We start from the raw sequence: 18344 nt of genomic DNA on the forward strand, positions 1-18344 counted from the left end.
CGGCGTATGGCGAAGAATAAAAGAGGGCGCAGCAAATGCCGCGCCCTCGCATCACATCCGAAAGATGAGCTGACTTTTAGCGGGTCGCCGCCTGGGCCTTCCTGGCTTCCTTCATGTTGGGCAGGAACACCGTCAGCAGGCCGAGCAGGGGCAGGTACGAGCAGATCTGGTAGACGAAGTCGATGCCTTTCACGTCGGCGACGACACCGAGCACGGCGGCGGCGATGCCGCCCATGCCGAAGGCGAAGCCGAAGAAGATACCGGCGATCAAGCCGACCCTTCCAGGCACCAGTTCCTGCGCGAAGACGACGATGTTGGAAAAGGCCGACGACAGGATCAGCCCGATCAGCACCGTCAGCACCATCGTCCATTCGAGGTTGGCGTAAGGCAGCGCCAGCGTGAAGGGCAGCACGCCGACGATCGAGAACCAGATCATCGCCTTCTGGCCGTAACGGTCGCCGAACGGGCCGCCGAGCAGGATGCCCAGCGCCGAGGCGCCGAGGAACAGGAACAGCATGACCTGCGACATCTGCACCGAAACGCCGAACTTATGGATGGCGTAGAAGGTGTAGTAGCTGGAGATCGAGGCGATGTAGGCGTTCTTGGTCAGCACCAGCAAGGTCAGCACCGCCAGCGCCCACATGACCTTGCGGCGCGGGAAGGGCGAGACGAAGCTTGCCTGCTTGCGGCTGGCCAGCGAGGCGCGCAGCCGGCTGTACCAGCTGCCGACCTGCCACAGAACGATGATGCCGATCAGCGAGCCGACGGCGAACCAGGAGATGCTGGCCTGGCCGAAAGGCACGACGATGAAGGCGGCGAGCAGAGGTCCCATCGCCTGGCCAAAATTGCCACCAACCTGGAACAGCGACTGGGCGAGTCCGAAGCGGCCGCCCGACGCGAAGCGGGCGATGCGCGAGGATTCCGGGTGGAAGATGGCCGAGCCGATGCCGATCAGCGAGGCGCCGATCAGGAGCAGCCAGTAGTGGCCGGCATGCGCCAGCACCACCAGCCCGACCAGCGACGAGGCCATGCCCCAAGGCAAGGAATAGGGCATCGGCCGCTTGTCGGTCACCATGCCGATCACCGGCTGCAGCAGCGACGCCGTCACCTGGAAGGTGAAGGTCAGAAGCCCGATCTGCCAGAAGTCGAGGCCGTAATTGTCTTTCAGAAGCGGATAGATGGCCGACAGCAGCGACTGCATGATGTCGTTGACGCAGTGGCAGAAGCTCACCGCAAGAATGACGGTGAAGGCCGTCGCTTGCGCCGAAGTGTGGCTGGCCGGCGCCGATGTGGCGACGGCGGTGGCTGTGGTGTCGGTCAAGGCATGCTCCGTGGTCTTCTTGGCGGCGATCCGCAGGCAGCCTTATAGGACGGTTGCAACGCGACTTCTTTCGTGGTTTGGTCCAATAGTTTCGCAAGTGGGCCATAGCCGATGCCGCATGGCAGGGAAATTTTCAAGGGCGACGCCGCAGAACTGGGGCGCCTGCACCAGAGCCGCTGGCAGTGGCTGGAGGAGGCCGTCGGCCCGGCGGTGGCGCTGCCGACCGAGTATCCGGATGGCTATCACGTGCCGCAGCACCGCCACAGCCGCTGCCAGCTCCTGCATGCGCTTGTCGGCGTCGTGCTGGTGACGACCAAACACGGGCGCTGGATGGTGCCGCCCGACCACGCGATGTGGATTCCCGCCGGTATCGAGCATTCCGTCGAGATGCTGGGCGACGTCTCGATGCGCTCGGTCTATGTGATGCCGAACGCGATTGCCGGGCTGCCCGAAGGATTGCGTGTCGTCGGCATCACCGAATTGATGCACAGCCTGATCGTGGAATCGGAAAAGCTGCCGCAAGGAGGTGAGCTGGAAGGGCGCGGCGGGCTAATCATGGGACTGTTGCTGCATGAGATCCCGAACCTGCCGGAACGGCCGCTTGGCCTGCCTTTCCCGTCGGATGCGAGGCTGGCGGCGCTTTGCCGGCGCTTCGTCGCCTCTCCCTCGCCGCATGCAACGATCGACGAATGGGCGGACGCAGCCGGCATGAGCCGCCGCACCTTCACCCGCGCGTTCCATCGCCAGACCGGGCTGTCGCTGTCGACCTGGCGCCAGCAGGCCTGCCTGTTCGCGGCGCTGCCGCGGCTTGCCGACGGCGAGCCGATCACCAGGGTGGCGCTCGACCTCGGCTATGACAGCGTGCCGGCCTTCATCACCATGTTCAAGCGCATGCTGGGGACCTCGCCGCGCGGCTATATGCGCGGCGCGCGCGATGCCGGTGGAGCCCTGCGCCGCGTCGGCGGTCCCATTGCCGCTTGAGGCGGCAGCGTCGAGCTGACGCCGTGACCTCCGTCTGAATTCAGTGCATCTTCCATAACTGATTGCAAGATGCAATCAGTTATGGTTGTTTGCGAGATGACAAAGGGAGGAGTCCGATGGCCACGATCGTCTATGCCATGTTGACGTCGCTGGACGGCTACATCGCCGGGCGGAGCGGCGACATTGACTTGCCGATCCCCGAAGAAGAATTGCACCGGCATTTCAACGACGAGATGAGGCGGACATCGATCGCGCTGTGCGGGCGCAGGATGTATGAAACCATGCGCTTCTGGGACAGTCCGGAGCGAGAGACTTCCCCTGACGAGGTGGAGCGGGATTTTGCCCGCGCTTGGCAAGAGACGCCGAAGATCGTGTTTTCGACAACGCTTCGAGAGGTCGGGCCTAATGCCCGGCTGAAGAAGGGCGATGTCGAGGCGGCGGCAATATCCTTGAAGGCCGAAACGGATGGCGAAATCTCCGTCTCCGGCGCGGAGCTTGCCGCGCATCTCGCACGCGCAGGCCTCATCGACGAGTACCGGCTCTATGTGCATCCAGTCGTGCTCGGCGGCGGCAAGCCATATTTTCTGGCCGGCCTGTCGTTGGCCTTGAAGCCGCTCGGCACGCAGAGCCTTGCACAGGGCGTGACGCTGATGCGCTACGCGCCGGCTGGTTCGTAACTAGTCGAACAGACTCGACACCGACTCCTCGGTCGCGGTGCGCGAGATCGCCTCGCCCATCAGGTCGGCGATCGAGATGACGCGGATGTTGGGGGCGTCGAGCACGCCTTGAGTCGGCTGGATGGAATCGGTGATCACCAGTTCCTGCAGTTTCGAACCGGCGATGCGGGCAACGGCGCCGCCCGAGAGCACGCCATGGGTGATGTAGGCGGTGACGCTGGTGGCGCCGTTGGCGAGCAGTGCATCGGCGGCGTTGCACAGCGTACCGCCGGAATCGACGATGTCGTCAATCAGGAGGCAATCCTTGCCGGCGACCGCGCCGATGATGTTCATGACTTCGGATTCGCCCGGACGTTCGCGGCGCTTGTCGACGATGGCGAGCTGTGCATCGAAGCGCTTGGCGAGCGCCCGTGCCCGCACCACGCCGCCAATGTCGGGCGAGACGACGACGACATTGGCGAGCTGCTTGTATTTCGCCTTCACGTCGCGGGCCATCACCGGCACGGAGAACAGATTGTCGGTCGGGATATCGAAAAAGCCCTGGATCTGGCCGGCATGGAGGTCGAGCGTCAGCACGCGGTCGACGCCGGCGCGGGTGATCATGTTGGCAACCAGCTTGGCCGAGATCGGCGTGCGGCCGGAAGCGCGGCGATCCTGCCTGGCATAGCCGAAATAGGGGATGACCGCCGTGATGCGCCGGGCCGAGGAGCGCATGAAGGCATCGATCATGATGAGCAGTTCCATCAGGTGATCGTTGGTCGGGAAGGAGGTGGACTGCAGGATGAAGACATCCTCGCCGCGCACGTTTTCCTGAATCTCGACGAAGATCTCCTGGTCGGCGAAGCGCCGGACGCTGGCCTTCCCCAGCGGGACGTTGAGATAGCGGGCGACCGCTTCGGCCAGCACCCTGTTGGAATTGCCCGCGAAAAGCTTCATGCACCGTTCCTGGTGGAGGAGGGAGAGACCGGACAGACTCTCATGAGCCTTTTAGCGGGCTTTTAGCGGCCCGTGCCGGTATTGCAAGCCTCGTCATCCGGAATCCGTCGGCTAAGGTCAAAAACGCCGCAGGCGATGAAAGCCGGCAACAGCTCAGCCGGCCTGTCCGCCGAGCCATGCGGCGAACTGGTCGATCGTCTGGTCGGCGATGCCCTGCATGGTTGCCGGCGCGACCGCCGTCCAGCCGTCGCCGCCCTTGATCGAAGGCGCCTTCTGCTGGCCGTTGATGCGGTGCAACCGGTTGCCCGAGGGGTCGTAGATGTCCCAGACATAGATGACCGTGGTGTCGCTGCCTTCCGAAATCGCCGAGAAATAGCCCTTCAGCACATGCGTGGCTGTCTGGTCGGTGCTGCCGGCGAGCGTGATTCCGCGCTGCCTGGCGCGCGTCTGAAGCTCGGCCGTGAGTGGCGCGGCTGCTTCCACCGAGGCGCCGACGATCGGCGCCACCTGCAGCCGGGTCTTGGACAGGACGGCGGCGCTTTGGCCGGACGCGGCAGGCGCCGGCGATGAGGCAGCCGGGGCTGCCGTCGAGGGCGCCGGCACGGTCGTGGTCGCCGTGTCGCTCTGGGTGGCCGGCAGCGTCTGCGCGGAGGTCGCGGGCGGGGTTATCGCGGAGGGTTCCAGCACGTCCTTGGCATTGGTGCAGGCGGCCAGCGCCAACGCGGCAAGCAATGACACGGTCGTCACCTGCGATCGTCTCATCTGCCTGAAAACTCCCTGGCGAAGAACGCCCCTCGCGAACCTGCCATTATGGATTCACTGTACGATCAAGTCGAGATCATGGCGCGACAGCGGCTTCGGCTGCGATTCGGTGGTGAGGTAGGTGCGGCCAAGGGTCATCGCCGTCTCGGTTTCGGAGTCCATGATGATCATGTGGGCGAACAGCGTCATGTTGGGCGCGATCGGCTCGGGATTGCCCTGATAGAACATCGGCATGTCCATCCAGGACGGGGTGAAGCGGGCGCCGACCGAGTAGCCGCAGGCATTCAGCCGGTGCTTGGTCAGATTGTGGGCTTCGAGCGTTCGGGCATGCGCGTCGAAGACATCGCCGAAGGTGTTGCCGGGCGTCATTGCCTTCTCCGCCGCCAGAAGGGCGGCGCGCGAGGCATCGAACAGCTCCTGGTGGCGCTTCGAGGCCTTTCCGGTCAGCACCGTGCGCATCATCGGTGCGTGGTAATGGTGGAAGACGCCGGCCCATTCGAGCGTCAGCTGGTCGTTCTTGGTCAGCTTGCGGCGCCCGGCCTTGTAGCGGCAAAGCAGCGCGTCGGCGCCCGAGCCGATAATGAATTCATTGGCCGGGTAGTCGCCGCCGCCGGCAAAGACCGCGCCCTGCATGGCGGCGAGGATCAGCGCCTCGTCGCCGCCCTGCTTGATCAGCGGCAGGGCCGCATCCAGCGCGTCGTCGGACAGGCTGGCCGCCTTTTCCGCCTTGGCGATCTCGGCCGGGCTCTTGAACAGGCGCAGCCGGCCGACGATGCCCGAGGCATCGGCGATCTGGCCGAAGGTCTGCAACTGCTCATCGACGCGGCGGCCGTTGTAGGCGGTCAGGCCATGGGTGTCGTATTCGACGCCGATGCGGGCGCCGAGCAGGTCGAGCTCGTTGAGCAGGTTGCGCAGGTCGATCGCCGGGTTGGCGCCGTCGCGGTCGGTCCACAGGACGATGTTGTCGATGATCGAGGTGTGGCGCGCCTGCCTGAGATCGGCCGAGCGCGTCAATAGCGTCATCGAGCCGTCGGCCTTGACCACCAGGCATTGGAAGAAGCAGAAGCCGAACGTGTCGTAGCCGGTCAGCCAGTACATGCTCTCCTGCGCGAACAGAAGCACGGCGTCGAGCTTCTTCTCCGTCATCTCGATGATCAGCCGGTCGCGCCGCGCGTCGAATTCCGATCGTTCGAAGTGCAGCGCCATTATTCTTTCTCCAAAACAATTGCTGAAACCTGGCGCCCGTAATCCGCTTCCTTGCGATGGGTGGTGCGCCGGTAGGAATAGAAAAGGTCTTCTTCAGTGTAAGTGCAGCGGCCGAGACCCTCGGCGGTGACGCCTGCCTTTCTCAACCGGTCGACCGTGTAGAGGTTGAGGTCGAACAGCGCATGGCCGGGTTTGGCCGATGGCGCGAAATAGCTGATGTTGCCGGCATCGGCGTCGACGAAACGCGAGATGAATTCGGGGCCGACTTCGTAATTATCGGGTCCGATCGATGGTCCCAGGACAGCGACGATGCGCTCGCGGCGGGCGCCGAGGCTTTCCATCGCGGCAACAGTGTTCTCGAGCACGCCGGCGAAGGCGCCCTTCCAGCCGGCATGCGCGGCACCGACGACCCGCGCCTCGGCGTCGGCGAACAGCACCGGCCCGCAATCGGCCGTCGAGGCGCCGACGGCGATGCCCGGCCGGTCGGTGACGACGGCGTCGGCCAAGGGACGAGGGCCGGCAAACGGCTCCCTGGCGATCACGACATCGGGCGAGTGGACCTGATGCGCGGTCAGCAGATGGTTGGCCGGCACTCCCATCCATTCGGCGACGCGGCGCCGGTTCTCCATGACGCGCTCCTGATCGTCATTCGAACCGGTGCCGATGTTGAGGCCGCGATAGATGCCGTCGGAGACGCCGCCGATGCGGGTGAAGTAGCCGTGGCGGATGCCCCTGGCTTTCGCCGCGTCGAGCAAGGGTGAGCGAACAGGATCCGGTTTGGTCTGATTGAGCATGGATGGGTTTGTTGTCCGCGCCGGCGATTTCGTCAAGGTGAAGTTCGGACAAGAGCCCGTTGCGCGACAGGGTTCGCAACCGGGCCGGCCGCCTTCGCTCAAGAGACGGGGCTAGCCCTTGGCAGGATTTTCAGGACCTTGAACAGCTTGCCCATCGCATCGGGTCCTGCCAGCCGCTCGACGGCGTCGGAAATGGCATGCCGCGACTTTCCATCCGCCGTGGCGCCCAGCAATCCCGCCCGTTCGAGCAGGCCCATGCCGAGCAGGAAATCGCCCTGCGTGGTCGTTTCGATATCCAGGCCGTGCGCCCGGGCGGTCGCGGTCAGGGCAGCGAAATCGACATGCGCGGTCAGGTCCGCTTCGCCCGGATTGGCCAGCACGTTGTCGTGATCGTGCCTGCGCAGGGCCTGCAGCGTGTCGCCGATGCCGGGCCGGAGATAACCGTAGTCGATGAAAAGGCCGGCGCCGCCGTGGCCCGCTATCTGCTCGGCGATGGTTCCCATCAGCGCAGCGCGGGCCGGCGCAATCTCGACGATCGCGCCTTGCGGCGCATCCTTGGCGTCGTCGGGCAACAGTGACGGATCGACCGAGCCGGCGCCGGCGAAGAAGCGCAGGCCATCGTCATCGTCAAGGCCGATCATCCGCTCGCGCCAGCCGGCGCCACCGCGGACGAACTGGTGGATGGGCACGGCGTCGAACAGTTCGTTGCCGACGATGAAGAGTGGCGCCTTCGGCAACGTTTCGACGGTTTCGTGCCATTCGAGCCGCACTGGCTGGTCGGCAAGCGCGCGCTGCTGGATCTCGGCCAGGCGCGGGCTGGTCTCGATCATGGCGAAGCTGGCGCCGGCCGCGAAAGCGGGATCGAGGCGCGAAAAGGTGCGCAGCATGTCCTTCATCAGCGTACCGCGGCCAGGGCCGATCTCGGCGACGGTGGCGGGCAGCGGCCGGCCGGCCGCCTGCCAGGCCTGGTAGAGCCAGACGGCAACCAGCTCGCCGAACATCTGGCTGATCTCCGGCGCGGTGACGAAGTCGCCCGCCGCGCCGAAAGGCTCGCGCGTGGTGTAGTAGCCGTCCTGCGGGTCGAACAGGCACAGCGCCATGTATTCGCTGACAGGGATCGGCCCCACCGCGCCGATGAGATCGACGATGCGGGTCTTCAGCCGTGTCATGCCGCTTGCGGTTGCGTCGCCGGCCTGGCGGTGGCCATCGCCCAGATGCCGGCCAGCACCATGGGCGTGGACAGGATCATGCCCATGGTCAGCCAGTTGGTGCCGAGCAGATAGCCGAGCTGCTGGTCGGGTTCCCGGAAGAACTCGACGAAGATGCGCGACAGGCCGTAGCCGCAGATAAAGGCGCCGCCGACGAAGCGCGGTGTCTTCAGCTTGAAACGGGAATGGGTGAGGAAACGCAGGACGAGGAACAGCACCAGGCCTTCGAGCAGGGCCTCGTAGAGCTGGCTCGGATGGCGCGAAAACGGGCCGCCATTGGGGAACTCGACGGCCCATGGCACGTCGGTCGGCCGGCCCCAGAGCTCGGAGTTGATGAAGTTGGCGACGCGCACGAGGCCTAGCCCGACCGGCACGCCGGCCGACACGACGTCGAACAGCGTCCACGTGCGGATGCCGCGTTTGAAGGAAAACAGGGTCATGGCGAGGATGACGCCGAGCAGGCCGCCATGAAACGACATGCCGCCTTGCCAGACGGCGACGATATCGAGCGGATGCGCGATGTAGCGCGGCAGGTCGTAGAACAGCACATAGCCGCTGCGCCCGCCGACCACGACGCCGATCGCCGCCCAGACGATGAAATCGTCGAGATCCTCCGGCTTCATCGGCAAGGCGCCGTCGGGCCAGAGCCTTGCATTGGTGACGAGGCGCTTGGCGTACCACCAGGCAAAGAGGATGCCGACTATGTAGCCGACGCCATACCAGTGCACCGCCAGCGGCCCGATCTGGACGATGACCGGATCGATGTTGGGGAAGGGCAGGGAGGCCAGCGGCAACAGGAAATATTCGCTCAACAGGGTCTCCCGCGTAGGGTCTGGTTTCGGGCGCGGACCATGCGGCAGGGTTTTGGCAGGGTCAAGGCAAGGTGGTGGTTGCCTTGGCCGCTGCAGATGGTGGAGCTCAGCCTCAAGGCTTGCCGGCGACCATTTGCCTTAGAGCGTCGTTGATCCTGTCCTGCCAGCCAGGACCATCTTCCTGGAAGTGGTCCAGCACGGCTCGATCGATCCTGATCGAAACAAGCTCTCTGACGTTCGGTGCGGCCGAGGGTTCGCGAATTGGGGCCGCCGGTTTTTTGACCGGCTTGAAGGCAGCTTCCGCGGCTGCCATCGGATTTGTCGGTCGGCGCGGGGGCGTTGCCATTGGTTGACCCTGACTGAGAGCGACTCGTGCTTGACGCAAGTCGAGTTGAAAGCACTACAATAGGCGACGTGGCGCCATCACGTACAGGCTAGGCCGGCGAGGTGCGATGCCGCAGCCACCGCAACGTTCTTGCATTCCGCGCCGCGCGCCACTACGTCAAATCGAGCAAGCGAGGATTTGCCATGTCGACCGGACCGAACCGCATTCTCGATGAATTCGCCAAGCTGATGACGGACGCCGCCGGCGCCGCGCAGGGCGTGCGGCGCGAGGTGGAGACGGCCTTCAAGGGCCAGGCGGAGCGCATCCTCAATTCCATGGATGTGGTGCAGCGCGAGGAATTCGAGGCTGCGCGCGAGATGGCCGTGAAGGCGAGGGAGGACAACGTCCTGCTCGCCGCCCGCATCGAGGCGCTCGAGGCCAGGCTTGCCGAACTCACCGGCCAGGCCGCACCAGCGGCGGCGGCAAAGGCCAAAACGAAAAAATAATCGTTAAACTTTTCCACAAAGCACAATCCGAAAAAGCGCTTTGCCGTGAATCGCTTACCGGCATTGCATGAATCATCGCGACAGCGCCTTTCCACATGCGAATGACGCAGTGCGAAAAATTGGGCTGGTCACGCGACTCCCGATCAATAGACTGAATTTGTTGCATGATTCGAAGCAGGGTCATGCGCCGGGCGGTGGGGTCCGGTCTGGGGTCTTTGCGTTTGAGAAGTTCCTGGCCGTCCGAGTTCTAGACAAGATTGTTCGTCGTGTGTGCCCCGCGGAGCGTGCGGCGCTCCCCTGAACACAGGAAGCATCCATGGAACTTCTCGAACTCGAATTCTCTCGCGAAATCCACCCGGTGGACGTCATCGAGCAGGTGGCTCACAACAATGACTGGTCGTTCGAGCGCGCCGGCGACGACGAGATTTCGATTTCGGTGGCGGGAAGCTGGACCGACTATCATGTCTCCTTCTCCTGGATGGAGGATTTCGAGGCGCTGCACCTGGCCTGCGCCTTCGACATCAAGGTGCCTGAGGCGCGCGCGCTGGAGGTGATGCGGCTGCTGTCGCTGATCAACGAACAGATGCTGTTCGGCCATTTCGACCTGTGGGAGCAGGAAGGCGCGATCATGTTCCGCCAGTCGCTGCTGCTTGCCGGCGGGGTCGAGCCGTCGAGCCAGCAGGTCGAGGTGCTGCTGTCGTCGGCGTTGGAGGCCTGCGAATGCTATTTCCAGGCGTTCCAGTTCGTGGTCTGGTCGGACACGTCCGCCAAGGACGCGCTGGCTGGCGTTCTGTTCGAGACCTACGGCACAGCCTGAGCGAAATCAGGATCCGTCATGAGTTCGAGTGGCGCGCGCCAGCCGGAGATCAGCTTCGCCGATTTCGACCGGGTCGACATCCGCGCCGGCACTATCATCGAGGCCGAGCCCTTTCCCGAGGCGCGCAAGCCGGCAATCAAGCTGAAGATCGATTTCGGCCCGGCGATCGGGGTGAAGAAATCGTCGGCGCAGATAACCAAATACTATGCACCGGAGACATTGATCGGCCGGCAGGTGTTCGCGGTGGTCAACTTCCCGCCGCGCCAGATCGGCCCGTTCATGTCGGAAGTGCTGACGCTCGGTTTCCCCGACGAGGAGGGCGCAGTTGTGCTCGGCGCCATAGAGCGCAAGGTGCCGGACGGCGGGCGGCTCTTCTAAAATCAGCGGGCAGGCCGCCGTCATTTACGCAGTTCTGCCAGGAAGCCCCGGCAAGCGCCATCATTGCGCCGCAGCCGGCCGGATTGAGGCGATAGCTGGGGGCCGAAACGCGCCGAGAATGGTCCCGACCGTTGCGGCCGAGAGCACGAGATGCAGGACGTCGAACGGCCAGGCGAGTCCGAAATGCATCAGCATAAGGATGGAGTGCGACGCGCCATCCGCGGGAATTAGGATCAAGCCCGCGGCCAGGATCAGCCCATATTTGAGTATGGCAACTGTTGCGAGAACGATGAACATTATGGCGACGAAACGCAGATGATTGCCGTCGAGCGCACGCCAGCAGCCGATTGGATCAAACGATCCCGTCCAGAGAAAATCGCCGACGAACAGATAAGTCCAGGCAAATACCAAACCACCCGCGAACAGGTTGAAGGCGCCCATCGCCGCGGCCCAGGGCGCGATGTCCTCAGGGCTGAGCGGCAGGTCATGTGTGGCCAGCAGGCCGGCAACAAGCAGTCTGTGCTCGCCGTCGACCGCAAAGCCGCAAACAAGCTGGATGGCCGCAAGAAGCAACGCAGCCAGGAGGATCCGCCGGCTGAGCTCGAAGCGCAGGCCCGGGATGGCGAAGCGTTTGACACTTTCAATGCCGCGCCGAACGACGACACGGCCGTGCTCGGGCGCGTTTGCCATGCGGTCCAGAACGAACGCAAGGACCATCGCCGAGAAAGGCGCGGGAACAATCAGAGAAAGCCAGGTCCTGGGGTCAAAGCCTCGCGATAGAAGCCAGAGAAGCCAGGCGGGCGCCTGCCCCTCGGCAAAAAGAACGAGGGCAAGCGCCGTCAGACAGAGCGTCGTGAGAAAGCAGGGAAACCAGGCGGCCACGAAGAGTGGCCAGGCATTCGCACGGCAATAGCCGAACACCCTCGCAACGGTCTTGCCGATGCGCAGGAGGCGACGTTTCGGCGATACCGCAGGCAATTCGTCCAGCGTTGAAATCGGCGTCAATCCCGCAGGGAACTACACAGGCAGAATAATGCACCGCGAGGACCTTTCGCACAAGCTCTCGCAAGGAGCAGATCGCGGGCACAAAGTTCGCCGGTGCGCGATCTCCCGGGATGTCTCAACAACTTCGCGCGGAAGACTTGCCCAAAGGCATTGGCAAATTGCCGAAGTTTTTAATCATCTGAGGAAAACGCACGAGCGGGCGGCGCTGCAGAGGCTACACAACTGCCTCCGGTCCGCATCGCCGAGCCTGCCATTCTCGGCTCGGCTGACCTGAATCTCACCGCATCCGGCGCGCCGGCTCGATCAGGCTGCCAGCTTGCGCGTTGTTCCCAGCGCTTCCTCGACCGTGTCGAGGAACATCTCGGCGCAGGCCTTCCAGCTGTAGCGCATGGCGCGCTGGCGCGCTTCGGCGCGGTCGACGTGAAGCGCGGCAAGGGCTGCCTCGCGCAGGTCTTCCGACACCGCCCCGCCGACACCGTCGCCGACGATGTCGATCGGGCCCGTCACCGGATAGGCGGCGACGGGTGTGCCGCTGGCCAGCGCCTCGATGATGACGTTGCCGAAGGTGTCGGTCCGGCTTGGAAAGACGAAGACGTCGGCCGAGGCGTAGATCTCGGCCAACTCGTCATTCGGCCGGTGGCCGAGGAAATGGGCGTTGGGATAGCGCGCCTTGAGCTTTGCCAGCTCCGGTCCCTCGCCGACGACGACCTTGCTGCCGGGCAAATCGAGGTCGAGGAAGGCGCCCAGGTTCTTCTCGATCGCGACGCGGCCAACGCAGAGGAAGACCGGGCCGGCGAACCCCATGTCCTTGCGCTTGTCCGGCCGGAAATGATCGGTGTCGACGCCGCGCGTCCACGGCCTCAGCTTGTTGAAGCCGCGCCCGGCAAGGTCGTCGGCCAGCGATTGGGTGGCGACCAGCGTTCCCTGTCCGGAATTGTGGAAATCGCGCAGCCAGCGATAGGCCCAACTCTCCGGCACCGGCAGTCGGGCGCTGAGATACTCGGGAAAGCGTGTGTGATAGCTGGTGGTGAACGGGCGGCCGGTGTTTCGACAATAGCGCCGGGCCATGAAGCCCAATGGGCCCTCGGTGACGATGTGGATGTGGTCGGCCTTCCGCTGATCGATCAGCCGCGCGACATTGCCGGGCGTCGTCAGCGCCAGCCGGATGTCTGGATAGGTCGGCAGCGGCAGGGTGCGGAAGATGTTCGGGGTCAGGAAATCCAGCTCGACGTCGAAGGCCTTCAGCGTTTCGGCGAGCCGCTCCAGCGTGTGGACGACGCCGTTGACTTGCGGGCTCCAGGCGTCGGTGACCATCAATATGCGCATGGCGCCCCTTTGCCGGAAAGGTCGTCTTTTACCTTTGTGCGATGACGGAACGGCGACCAGGCGGCAGCCTGCGCCTCGCTCAAGCGCACCCTCAAGGGTACGGGCTCGAATGGGGGCGGCAGGGTCGAATCAACTGTGGTCGCGCGCTTCATGCGCGCTCTTCACCATGGTTTCATGACGAGCGGATGAAGCCGTAGTTCTTTGGCGCTAGGCAGGAACCCTGATCACCGCGCGCAGGCCGCCGAGAGGACCGTCCTCCAGCGAGATGTCGCCGCCATGGCTGCGGGCGATGTCGCGAGCGATGGAGAGCCCAAGGCCGGTGCCGCTGGCGTCGAGATTGCGCGCCTCGTCGAGCCGCAGGAAGGGCTTGAACACCTCCTCGCGCTTTTCCGGCGGGATACCCGGCCCGTCGTCGTCGATGGTGACCAGAAGCGAGCCGCCTCTGTGGTCGGCGTTGATCGCCACGGTCTTCGCATAGCGGAAGGCATTGCCGATGACGTTGGACAGCAGCCGGGCGAAGGCGTTCGGCCGCACATGCACGTGCGGGTCGCCGACGAGCGTCGTCGACAGTTTGCATTTGCGCAGCGCGGCCTCTTCGCCGAGCTTCTGGAAATAGGCGTCGAGATCGAAACGGCCGGGGTCCTCCGACGCCTCGCCGCGGGCGAAGGCGAGATAGCCCTCGAGCATCGACTGCATGTCGTCGATATCCTGGTCCAGCGCCGCCTTGGTCTCGGCCTTGCCGCCGGCCAGCGCCAACTGCAGCTTGAAGCGGGTGAGGATGGTCCTGAGGTCATGGCTGACGCCGGTGAGCATGGCGGTGCGCTGCTCGATCTGGCGCTCGATGCGCTCGCGCATCTGGATGAAGGCAAAGCCGGCGCGGCGGACCTCCTCGGCGCCGCGCGGTCGAAAATCGCGCGGCATCGGCCGGCCCTTGCCGAAGCTCTCGGCGGCCTCGGCAAGCGTCAGGATCGGCCGGATCTGGTTGCGCAGGAACGGGATCGCGATCATCAGCAGCACCCCTGAGGTGCCGACCATCCAGATCAGGAAGATGTGGGTGTTCGAGGCATAGGCCTGACTGCGGCGCACGAAGACGCGCAGCACCTTGCCCTCGAGCTGGACGCGGACCTCGACGACGTTGGAGTTGCCGACCGTGTCGATCCAGAAGGGGCGGTTGATCTGCCTGGTGATCTCCGACGACAGGGCCGTGTCGAGAATGGAGAAGAACGGCTTCGGCCCGGGGGGCGGCAGCGGGTCGGGCGGCAGCAGATCCACTTTCAGCTGCATGCGGTCCTGGGCGATGCGGATGATGTTGGCGTAGTCGGCGTCGTGCGGATAGGTCTCCATCATGTCGATGATGGCGGCGATGTCGGCGATGGTCGCCTGCGACAGGCGCTGGGTTACCGTCTGCCAGTGGCGCTCCATGAAGACGAAGGCGACGACAGACTGCAAGAGGATCATCGGCGCGATAACGATGATCAGCGAGCGGGCGTAGAGCCGCTTCGGCATGTAGAGCGCGACCAGGCGCCAGAAGCGGTTCCAGGCGCGCGGCATCGCCTTCAGCAGGCGCGTCGCGCGACCGCTCAAGCCGTCATTTCCCGGCCTTTCCAGTTGCGAGGTCGCCATCCGCCCTTCCGCTCGTCAACGGCCATTCAGCAAAGGGCCTCACAAATATTCTATTCCACGCTGAGCCGATACCCAATACCGCGCACCGTTTGCAGCCAGACCGGGTTGGACGGATCGCGTTCGATCTTGCGGCGCAAGCGGTTGATCTGGACATCGATGGTGCGCTCGCCGACGTCGGACTCGTCGCCGACCAGTTCATGGCGCGGTATGGTCTCGCCGGCGCGCGCGGCGAAGATCGCCAGGATTTCCTGCTCGCGGTCGGTCAGCTTCAGCGCCTCGCCGCCACGCTTCAGCTCGCGTCTGGCGATCTGGAAGGTATAGGGGCCGAACACAAGCTGCTCGACCTTGGGAGTCGCCACCGGGCCGCCACGGCGCAGGATGTTGTTGATGCGCAGGATCAGCTCGCGCGGGTCGAAGGGCTTCGGCAGATAATCATCGGCGCCAGCCTCCAGTCCGGTGATGCGGCTGTCGGTTTCGGACAGCGCCGTCAGCATGAGGATCGGAACGTTCTTCTCTGCCCTGAGCGCCTTGGTGAGGTCGACACCGGTTTCGCCCGGCATCATCACGTCAAGCACGAGCAGGTCGAAATCGAGGCCGGCAAGCTTGCGCCGGGCCTCGCCGGAATTGCCGGCTACGGTGACGCGAAAGCCGTTTTCGGACAGGTATTGCTTGAGCAGGTTGCGGATACGGGTGTCGTCATCGACCACAAGCAAATGCGGCGCGTCATCGTCCGGTGCTGTCGGATGATCAACCCTCTCAATGGTCTCCATGGCTTTTCCCCGATATTTTCGCAGGCACAATGTCGATCTGCGCTCTTAGTTCCGGATTGACCATCGCTTCGAGGAAACGTTCGATCGAGGCGCGGTCGGCGGCTCCGGAATCCTCCAATGCAGCACGGATGCGGCGTGACTGTGGCCGCGCCAGCGCCAATGCCAGGGCGCGACCCTTGGCGGTCGGGTAAAGTTCGCGCTGGCGGCGATCGCGCGGACCCTGCAACTGGACGATATGGTCGGTGTCGATCAGCTGCTTGAGCACGCGCGCCAGGCTTTGCTTGGTGATCTTGAGCACGTCGAGCAATTCGGCGACCGTGAGCCCCGGCCTGCGGTTGACGAAATGCAGCACACGGTGATGGGCGCGGCCGAAGCCGTAGTCGGCCAGAATCTGGTCCGGATCGGAGGTGAAGTCGCGATAGGCGAAGAAAAGCAATTCGATGATGGCGAAGTCGATGCCGTCCTCGTCGGTGATCGCGGTCCTGATCGGTTTCCCGGCGGCGTGGCTTTGATCCGTCATCTTGTCTCCATGCGAAGGGGAATTATGTCAGTACTATTGACGTAATTTCCCGGCAATGGTAATTTCTGACAAGCTTTTCGGCGGATTGCGAACGAAAAGGCAAGGGGAGGCCGTTTTTCCGGAACTTCCTGAGTTTGCCATACATTTGATATCCGCCTACGCTTCCGGACACCGGCCGCGTGCCGCGGCTGATACGACAACGATGTGCGGACTTGCGTCCGCGGGAGGTTTGCATGGCATCCGTTCCTTTCGACCAATTGGACGGCTTCATCTGGATGAACGGCGAGTTCGTCGCGTGGGCCGACGCCAAGATCCATGTGCTGACCCATGGCCTGCACTATGCCAGCGCCGTGTTTGAGGGCGAGCGCGCCTATGGCGGCGAGATATTCAAGCTCACCGAGCACACCGAGCGCCTGCATGAATCGGCGCGTCTGCTCGGCTTCAAGATCCCCTATACGGTCGCCGAGCTCGATGACGCCTGCCGCACGCTGCTGAAGAAGCAGGGGTTCCAGGATGCTTATGTGCGCCCGATCGCCTGGCGCGGCAGCGAGCAGATGGGTGTTTCGGCGCAGAACAACCGCATCAACTGCGCCATCGCCATCTGGCAATGGCCGAGCTACTTCGATCCGGCGCAGAAACTGAAGGGCATCCGCCTCGACGTCGCCGAATGGCGCCGGCCCGATCCGCGCACCGCGCCGTCCAAGTCGAAGGCCGCCGGCCTCTACATGATCTGCACACTCTCCAAGCACGCCGCCGAGGCAAAGGGCTATGCCGACGCCATGATGCTCGACTGGCGCGGCCAGGTCGCCGAAGCGACCGGCGCCAATATCTTCTTCGTCAAGGACGGCAAGATCCACACGCCGAAGCCCGACTGCTTCCTCGACGGCATCACCCGCCGCACCGTCATCGGCCTCGCCAAGGAGCGTGGTCTGGAGGTGATAGAGCGTGCCATCATGCCGGAAGAACTGGAAAGCTTCGAACAGTGCTTCCTCACTGGCACGGCTGCTGAAGTGACGCCGGTTTCGGAGATCGGTCCATACCGATTCGAGGTTGGCGAGATCGCCAAGACGCTGATGAATGACTATTCTGCTGCAGTGCAACCAAAGCAGGCGATCGCCGCAGAATAGCGATAGTCACAGCTTTTTTGTCTTGCAGGGGCGGTTTTCGGGCCGCCCCTTTTATTTAAGCCTCAGTGCATTTGACTTTCGAACAATTCAGCGTCTCATGATGGCGTCGGCCCCGGGAGGCTGACAGTCATGGAGGGACTGCTAATATGGACATGAACACGCTTCTTCCGATCATTGTTCAGGTGATTACGGGTATCATCGGTGGTCAGGCAGTGGGCGCGGCGCTGAAGCAAGCGGCGTTGGGTCAGCTTCCCAAGATCCTGGGCGGAGCCATCGGCGGCGTCGGCGGCGCGGCGATCCTGGGCAGCCTGCTCGGCGGCGGCACGATCGATCCGGCAGCGGCGGCTGCGGCGGCAGGCGGACTGGGCAGCGCGTTGAATCTGCCGAACATCGTCGGCGGCGCCGGCGGCGGCGCCATCCTGACCGGCATCATCGGCGCGGTTCTGAACGCAATGAAGAAGTAGCCACGAGGCCTCGGTCTTGTCACATGGGCGGCTTCGGCCGCCCTTTTCGTTTTCGGCCCCCAGCATTGCCGCCGGCGGTGGACGCCGTTGGCCTCAGCCTCTACATCGGGGAGGACACAGCGAAAGGACGATCATGGGTCAGCTCAACGCCGGCATCGTGCCGGTCACGCCCTTCCAGCAGAACTGTACGATCCTGTTCGACATGGACGACAGGCAAGGCGTGGTCGTCGATCCCGGCGGCGACATCGATAGGGTGCTGGCGGTGCTGAAGGACAATGACATCAGGGCCGGCGCGATCTGGATCACCCATGGCCATATCGACCATGCCGGCGGCGCGATGGAGTTGAAGGAAGCGCTCGGCGTCGACATCATCGGCCCGCACGAGGCCGACCGGCCGCTGCTCGCCAATCTCGAAAACCAGGCCAAGCGCTTCGGCATCACCGATAGCGTGCGCAACTGCGTGCCGGACCGCTTCCTCACCGAGGGCGAGACGGTCTCGTTCGGGGAGCACACGTTCGAGGTCCTGCATTGCCCCGGCCATGCGCCGGGCCATGTCGTCTACTACAACCGCGCGGCCAAGTTCGCCCATGTCGGCGACGTCCTGTTTCGCGGCTCGGTCGGGCGCACCGACCTGCCCGGCGGCGACCACGCCGCGCTGATCGCCTCGATCAAGGAGAAGCTCCTGCCGCTCGGCGACGACATCGGCTTCATCTGCGGCCACGGCCCCGGCGGCCGCTTCGGCGAGGAGCGTCGGACCAACCCGTTCCTGACCTGAATCTCAACACA

General features: G+C 64.1%; 21 protein-coding genes. 8 read left to right on the forward strand and 13 right to left on the reverse strand.

The annotated features are described in order from the left end of the window. Positions 1–76: 76 nt before the first annotated feature. Complete coding sequence (locus tag JG743_RS10935; RefSeq protein WP_202300205.1) at positions 77–1321, reverse strand: MFS transporter; 1245 nt, start codon at positions 1319–1321, stop codon at positions 77–79. 111 nt (positions 1322–1432) lie between these two features. Between JG743_RS10935 and JG743_RS10940 the strand changes: the two genes are divergently transcribed. Beyond that, the gene (locus tag JG743_RS10940) at positions 1433–2302 is read left to right on the forward strand and encodes an AraC family transcriptional regulator (RefSeq protein ID WP_202300206.1); all 870 of its coding nucleotides are present in this window, start codon (positions 1433–1435) and stop codon (positions 2300–2302) included. A 116-nt stretch (positions 2303–2418) separates the two neighbouring features. Next, positions 2419–2979 (forward strand): dihydrofolate reductase family protein, encoded by a 561-nt coding sequence (locus JG743_RS10945; protein ID WP_202300207.1) that lies wholly within the window; start codon positions 2419–2421, stop codon positions 2977–2979. Here the strand turns inward: JG743_RS10945 and JG743_RS10950 are convergent, their stop codons facing one another. From JG743_RS10950 to JG743_RS10980, 7 genes are all read right to left on the reverse strand, one after another. Continuing rightward, on the reverse strand, positions 2980–3915 hold the full coding sequence (locus JG743_RS10950; RefSeq protein ID WP_202300208.1) for a ribose-phosphate pyrophosphokinase: 936 nt from the start codon (positions 3913–3915) through the stop codon (positions 2980–2982). 153 nt (positions 3916–4068) lie between these two features. Further along, complete coding sequence (locus JG743_RS10955; protein WP_202300209.1) at positions 4069–4677, reverse strand: hypothetical protein; 609 nt, start codon at positions 4675–4677, stop codon at positions 4069–4071. Between the two features lie 54 nt (positions 4678–4731). Further along, a complete protein-coding gene (locus tag JG743_RS10960) occupies positions 4732–5883 on the reverse strand; it encodes a M24 family metallopeptidase (protein WP_202300210.1) in 1152 nt (383 codons plus the stop codon). Continuing rightward, complete coding sequence (gene pgeF / locus JG743_RS10965) at positions 5883–6677, reverse strand: peptidoglycan editing factor PgeF (protein ID WP_202300211.1); 795 nt, start codon at positions 6675–6677, stop codon at positions 5883–5885. Before pgeF ends, JG743_RS10960 begins: the two co-directional genes overlap by 1 nt. Before the next feature lie 98 nt (positions 6678–6775). Continuing rightward, positions 6776–7846, reverse strand: a complete 1071-nt coding sequence (locus JG743_RS10970) for a class I SAM-dependent methyltransferase (RefSeq protein WP_202300212.1) — start codon at positions 7844–7846, stop codon at positions 6776–6778. Then, complete coding sequence (gene lgt / locus JG743_RS10975) at positions 7843–8697, reverse strand: prolipoprotein diacylglyceryl transferase (protein WP_202300213.1); 855 nt, start codon at positions 8695–8697, stop codon at positions 7843–7845. The genes JG743_RS10970 and lgt overlap by 4 nt, the downstream gene beginning before the upstream one ends. 112 nt (positions 8698–8809) lie before the next feature. Next, entirely contained in the window at positions 8810–9043 is a 234-nt protein-coding gene (locus JG743_RS10980; protein ID WP_202300214.1) for a BrnA antitoxin family protein, read from the reverse strand. 182 nt (positions 9044–9225) lie between these two features. Between JG743_RS10980 and JG743_RS10985 the strand changes: the two genes are divergently transcribed. From JG743_RS10985 to JG743_RS10995, 3 genes are all read left to right on the forward strand, one after another. Next, entirely contained in the window at positions 9226–9528 is a 303-nt protein-coding gene (locus JG743_RS10985) for an accessory factor UbiK family protein (protein ID WP_202300215.1), read from the forward strand. Positions 9529–9844: 316 nt separating this feature from the next. Continuing rightward, the gene (locus JG743_RS10990; protein WP_202300216.1) at positions 9845–10345 is read left to right on the forward strand and encodes a YbjN domain-containing protein; all 501 of its coding nucleotides are present in this window, start codon (positions 9845–9847) and stop codon (positions 10343–10345) included. An 18-nt stretch (positions 10346–10363) separates the two neighbouring features. Next, positions 10364–10723, forward strand: a complete 360-nt coding sequence (locus JG743_RS10995) for a tRNA-binding protein (protein WP_202300217.1) — start codon at positions 10364–10366, stop codon at positions 10721–10723. 60 nt (positions 10724–10783) lie between these two features. On the opposite strand, the gene JG743_RS11000 is transcribed toward JG743_RS10995, so the two are convergent. From JG743_RS11000 to JG743_RS11020, 5 genes are all read right to left on the reverse strand, one after another. Continuing rightward, positions 10784–11728 (reverse strand): hypothetical protein, encoded by a 945-nt coding sequence (locus JG743_RS11000; protein WP_202300218.1) that lies wholly within the window; start codon positions 11726–11728, stop codon positions 10784–10786. Positions 11729–12031: 303 nt separating this feature from the next. After that, positions 12032–13054, reverse strand: a complete 1023-nt coding sequence (locus JG743_RS11005; RefSeq protein WP_202300219.1) for a glycosyltransferase family 4 protein — start codon at positions 13052–13054, stop codon at positions 12032–12034. Positions 13055–13261: 207 nt separating this feature from the next. Next, a complete protein-coding gene (locus JG743_RS11010) occupies positions 13262–14677 on the reverse strand; it encodes a sensor histidine kinase (RefSeq protein ID WP_202300220.1) in 1416 nt (471 codons plus the stop codon). Between the two features lie 50 nt (positions 14678–14727). Further along, complete coding sequence (locus JG743_RS11015; protein WP_126058697.1) at positions 14728–15447, reverse strand: response regulator; 720 nt, start codon at positions 15445–15447, stop codon at positions 14728–14730. Continuing rightward, a complete protein-coding gene (locus JG743_RS11020; RefSeq protein WP_126058698.1) occupies positions 15434–15967 on the reverse strand; it encodes a MarR family winged helix-turn-helix transcriptional regulator in 534 nt (177 codons plus the stop codon). The genes JG743_RS11015 and JG743_RS11020 overlap by 14 nt, the downstream gene beginning before the upstream one ends. Positions 15968–16200: 233 nt before the next feature. Between JG743_RS11020 and JG743_RS11025 the strand changes: the two genes are divergently transcribed. The 3 genes from JG743_RS11025 (at position 16201) to JG743_RS11035 (ending at position 18333) form a co-directional block, all read left to right on the forward strand. Then, positions 16201–17094 carry a branched-chain amino acid aminotransferase gene (locus tag JG743_RS11025; protein WP_202300221.1) on the forward strand — a complete coding sequence of 298 codons (894 nt, stop codon included), beginning with the start codon at positions 16201–16203 and terminating at the stop codon, positions 17092–17094. A 146-nt stretch (positions 17095–17240) separates the two neighbouring features. Continuing rightward, positions 17241–17558 (forward strand): hypothetical protein, encoded by a 318-nt coding sequence (locus JG743_RS11030; RefSeq protein ID WP_202300222.1) that lies wholly within the window; start codon positions 17241–17243, stop codon positions 17556–17558. A 133-nt stretch (positions 17559–17691) separates the two neighbouring features. Then, on the forward strand, positions 17692–18333 hold the full coding sequence (locus JG743_RS11035) for an MBL fold metallo-hydrolase (RefSeq protein ID WP_202300223.1): 642 nt from the start codon (positions 17692–17694) through the stop codon (positions 18331–18333). The last annotated feature ends 11 nt before the right edge of the window (positions 18334–18344 follow it).

The organism is Mesorhizobium sp. 131-2-1, assembly GCF_016756535.1.
Lineage (GTDB): Bacteria > Pseudomonadota > Alphaproteobacteria > Rhizobiales > Rhizobiaceae > Mesorhizobium.

Coding starts and splice junctions, on each gene's coding strand:
- JG743_RS10990 (WP_202300216.1), top strand. CDS start 9,845: ATGGAACTTCTCGAACTCGAATTCTCTCGCGAAATCCACCCGGTGGAC.
- JG743_RS10950 (WP_202300208.1), bottom strand. CDS start 3,915: ATGAAGCTTTTCGCGGGCAATTCCAACAGGGTGCTGGCCGAAGCGGTC.
- JG743_RS11010 (WP_202300220.1), bottom strand. CDS start 14,677: ATGGCGACCTCGCAACTGGAAAGGCCGGGAAATGACGGCTTGAGCGGT.
- JG743_RS11025 (WP_202300221.1), top strand. CDS start 16,201: ATGGCATCCGTTCCTTTCGACCAATTGGACGGCTTCATCTGGATGAAC.
- JG743_RS10940 (WP_202300206.1), top strand. CDS start 1,433: ATGCCGCATGGCAGGGAAATTTTCAAGGGCGACGCCGCAGAACTGGGG.
- JG743_RS10995 (WP_202300217.1), top strand. CDS start 10,364: ATGAGTTCGAGTGGCGCGCGCCAGCCGGAGATCAGCTTCGCCGATTTC.
- JG743_RS10955 (WP_202300209.1), bottom strand. CDS start 4,677: ATGAGACGATCGCAGGTGACGACCGTGTCATTGCTTGCCGCGTTGGCG.
- JG743_RS10970 (WP_202300212.1), bottom strand. CDS start 7,846: ATGACACGGCTGAAGACCCGCATCGTCGATCTCATCGGCGCGGTGGGG.
- JG743_RS10945 (WP_202300207.1), top strand. CDS start 2,419: ATGGCCACGATCGTCTATGCCATGTTGACGTCGCTGGACGGCTACATC.
- JG743_RS11015 (WP_126058697.1), bottom strand. CDS start 15,447: ATGGAGACCATTGAGAGGGTTGATCATCCGACAGCACCGGACGATGAC.
- JG743_RS10960 (WP_202300210.1), bottom strand. CDS start 5,883: ATGGCGCTGCACTTCGAACGATCGGAATTCGACGCGCGGCGCGACCGG.
- JG743_RS10985 (WP_202300215.1), top strand. CDS start 9,226: ATGTCGACCGGACCGAACCGCATTCTCGATGAATTCGCCAAGCTGATG.
- JG743_RS10980 (WP_202300214.1), bottom strand. CDS start 9,043: ATGGCAACGCCCCCGCGCCGACCGACAAATCCGATGGCAGCCGCGGAA.
- JG743_RS11020 (WP_126058698.1), bottom strand. CDS start 15,967: ATGACGGATCAAAGCCACGCCGCCGGGAAACCGATCAGGACCGCGATC.
- JG743_RS11030 (WP_202300222.1), top strand. CDS start 17,241: ATGGACATGAACACGCTTCTTCCGATCATTGTTCAGGTGATTACGGGT.
- JG743_RS11005 (WP_202300219.1), bottom strand. CDS start 13,054: ATGCGCATATTGATGGTCACCGACGCCTGGAGCCCGCAAGTCAACGGC.
- pgeF (WP_202300211.1), bottom strand. CDS start 6,677: ATGCTCAATCAGACCAAACCGGATCCTGTTCGCTCACCCTTGCTCGAC.
- JG743_RS11035 (WP_202300223.1), top strand. CDS start 17,692: ATGGGTCAGCTCAACGCCGGCATCGTGCCGGTCACGCCCTTCCAGCAG.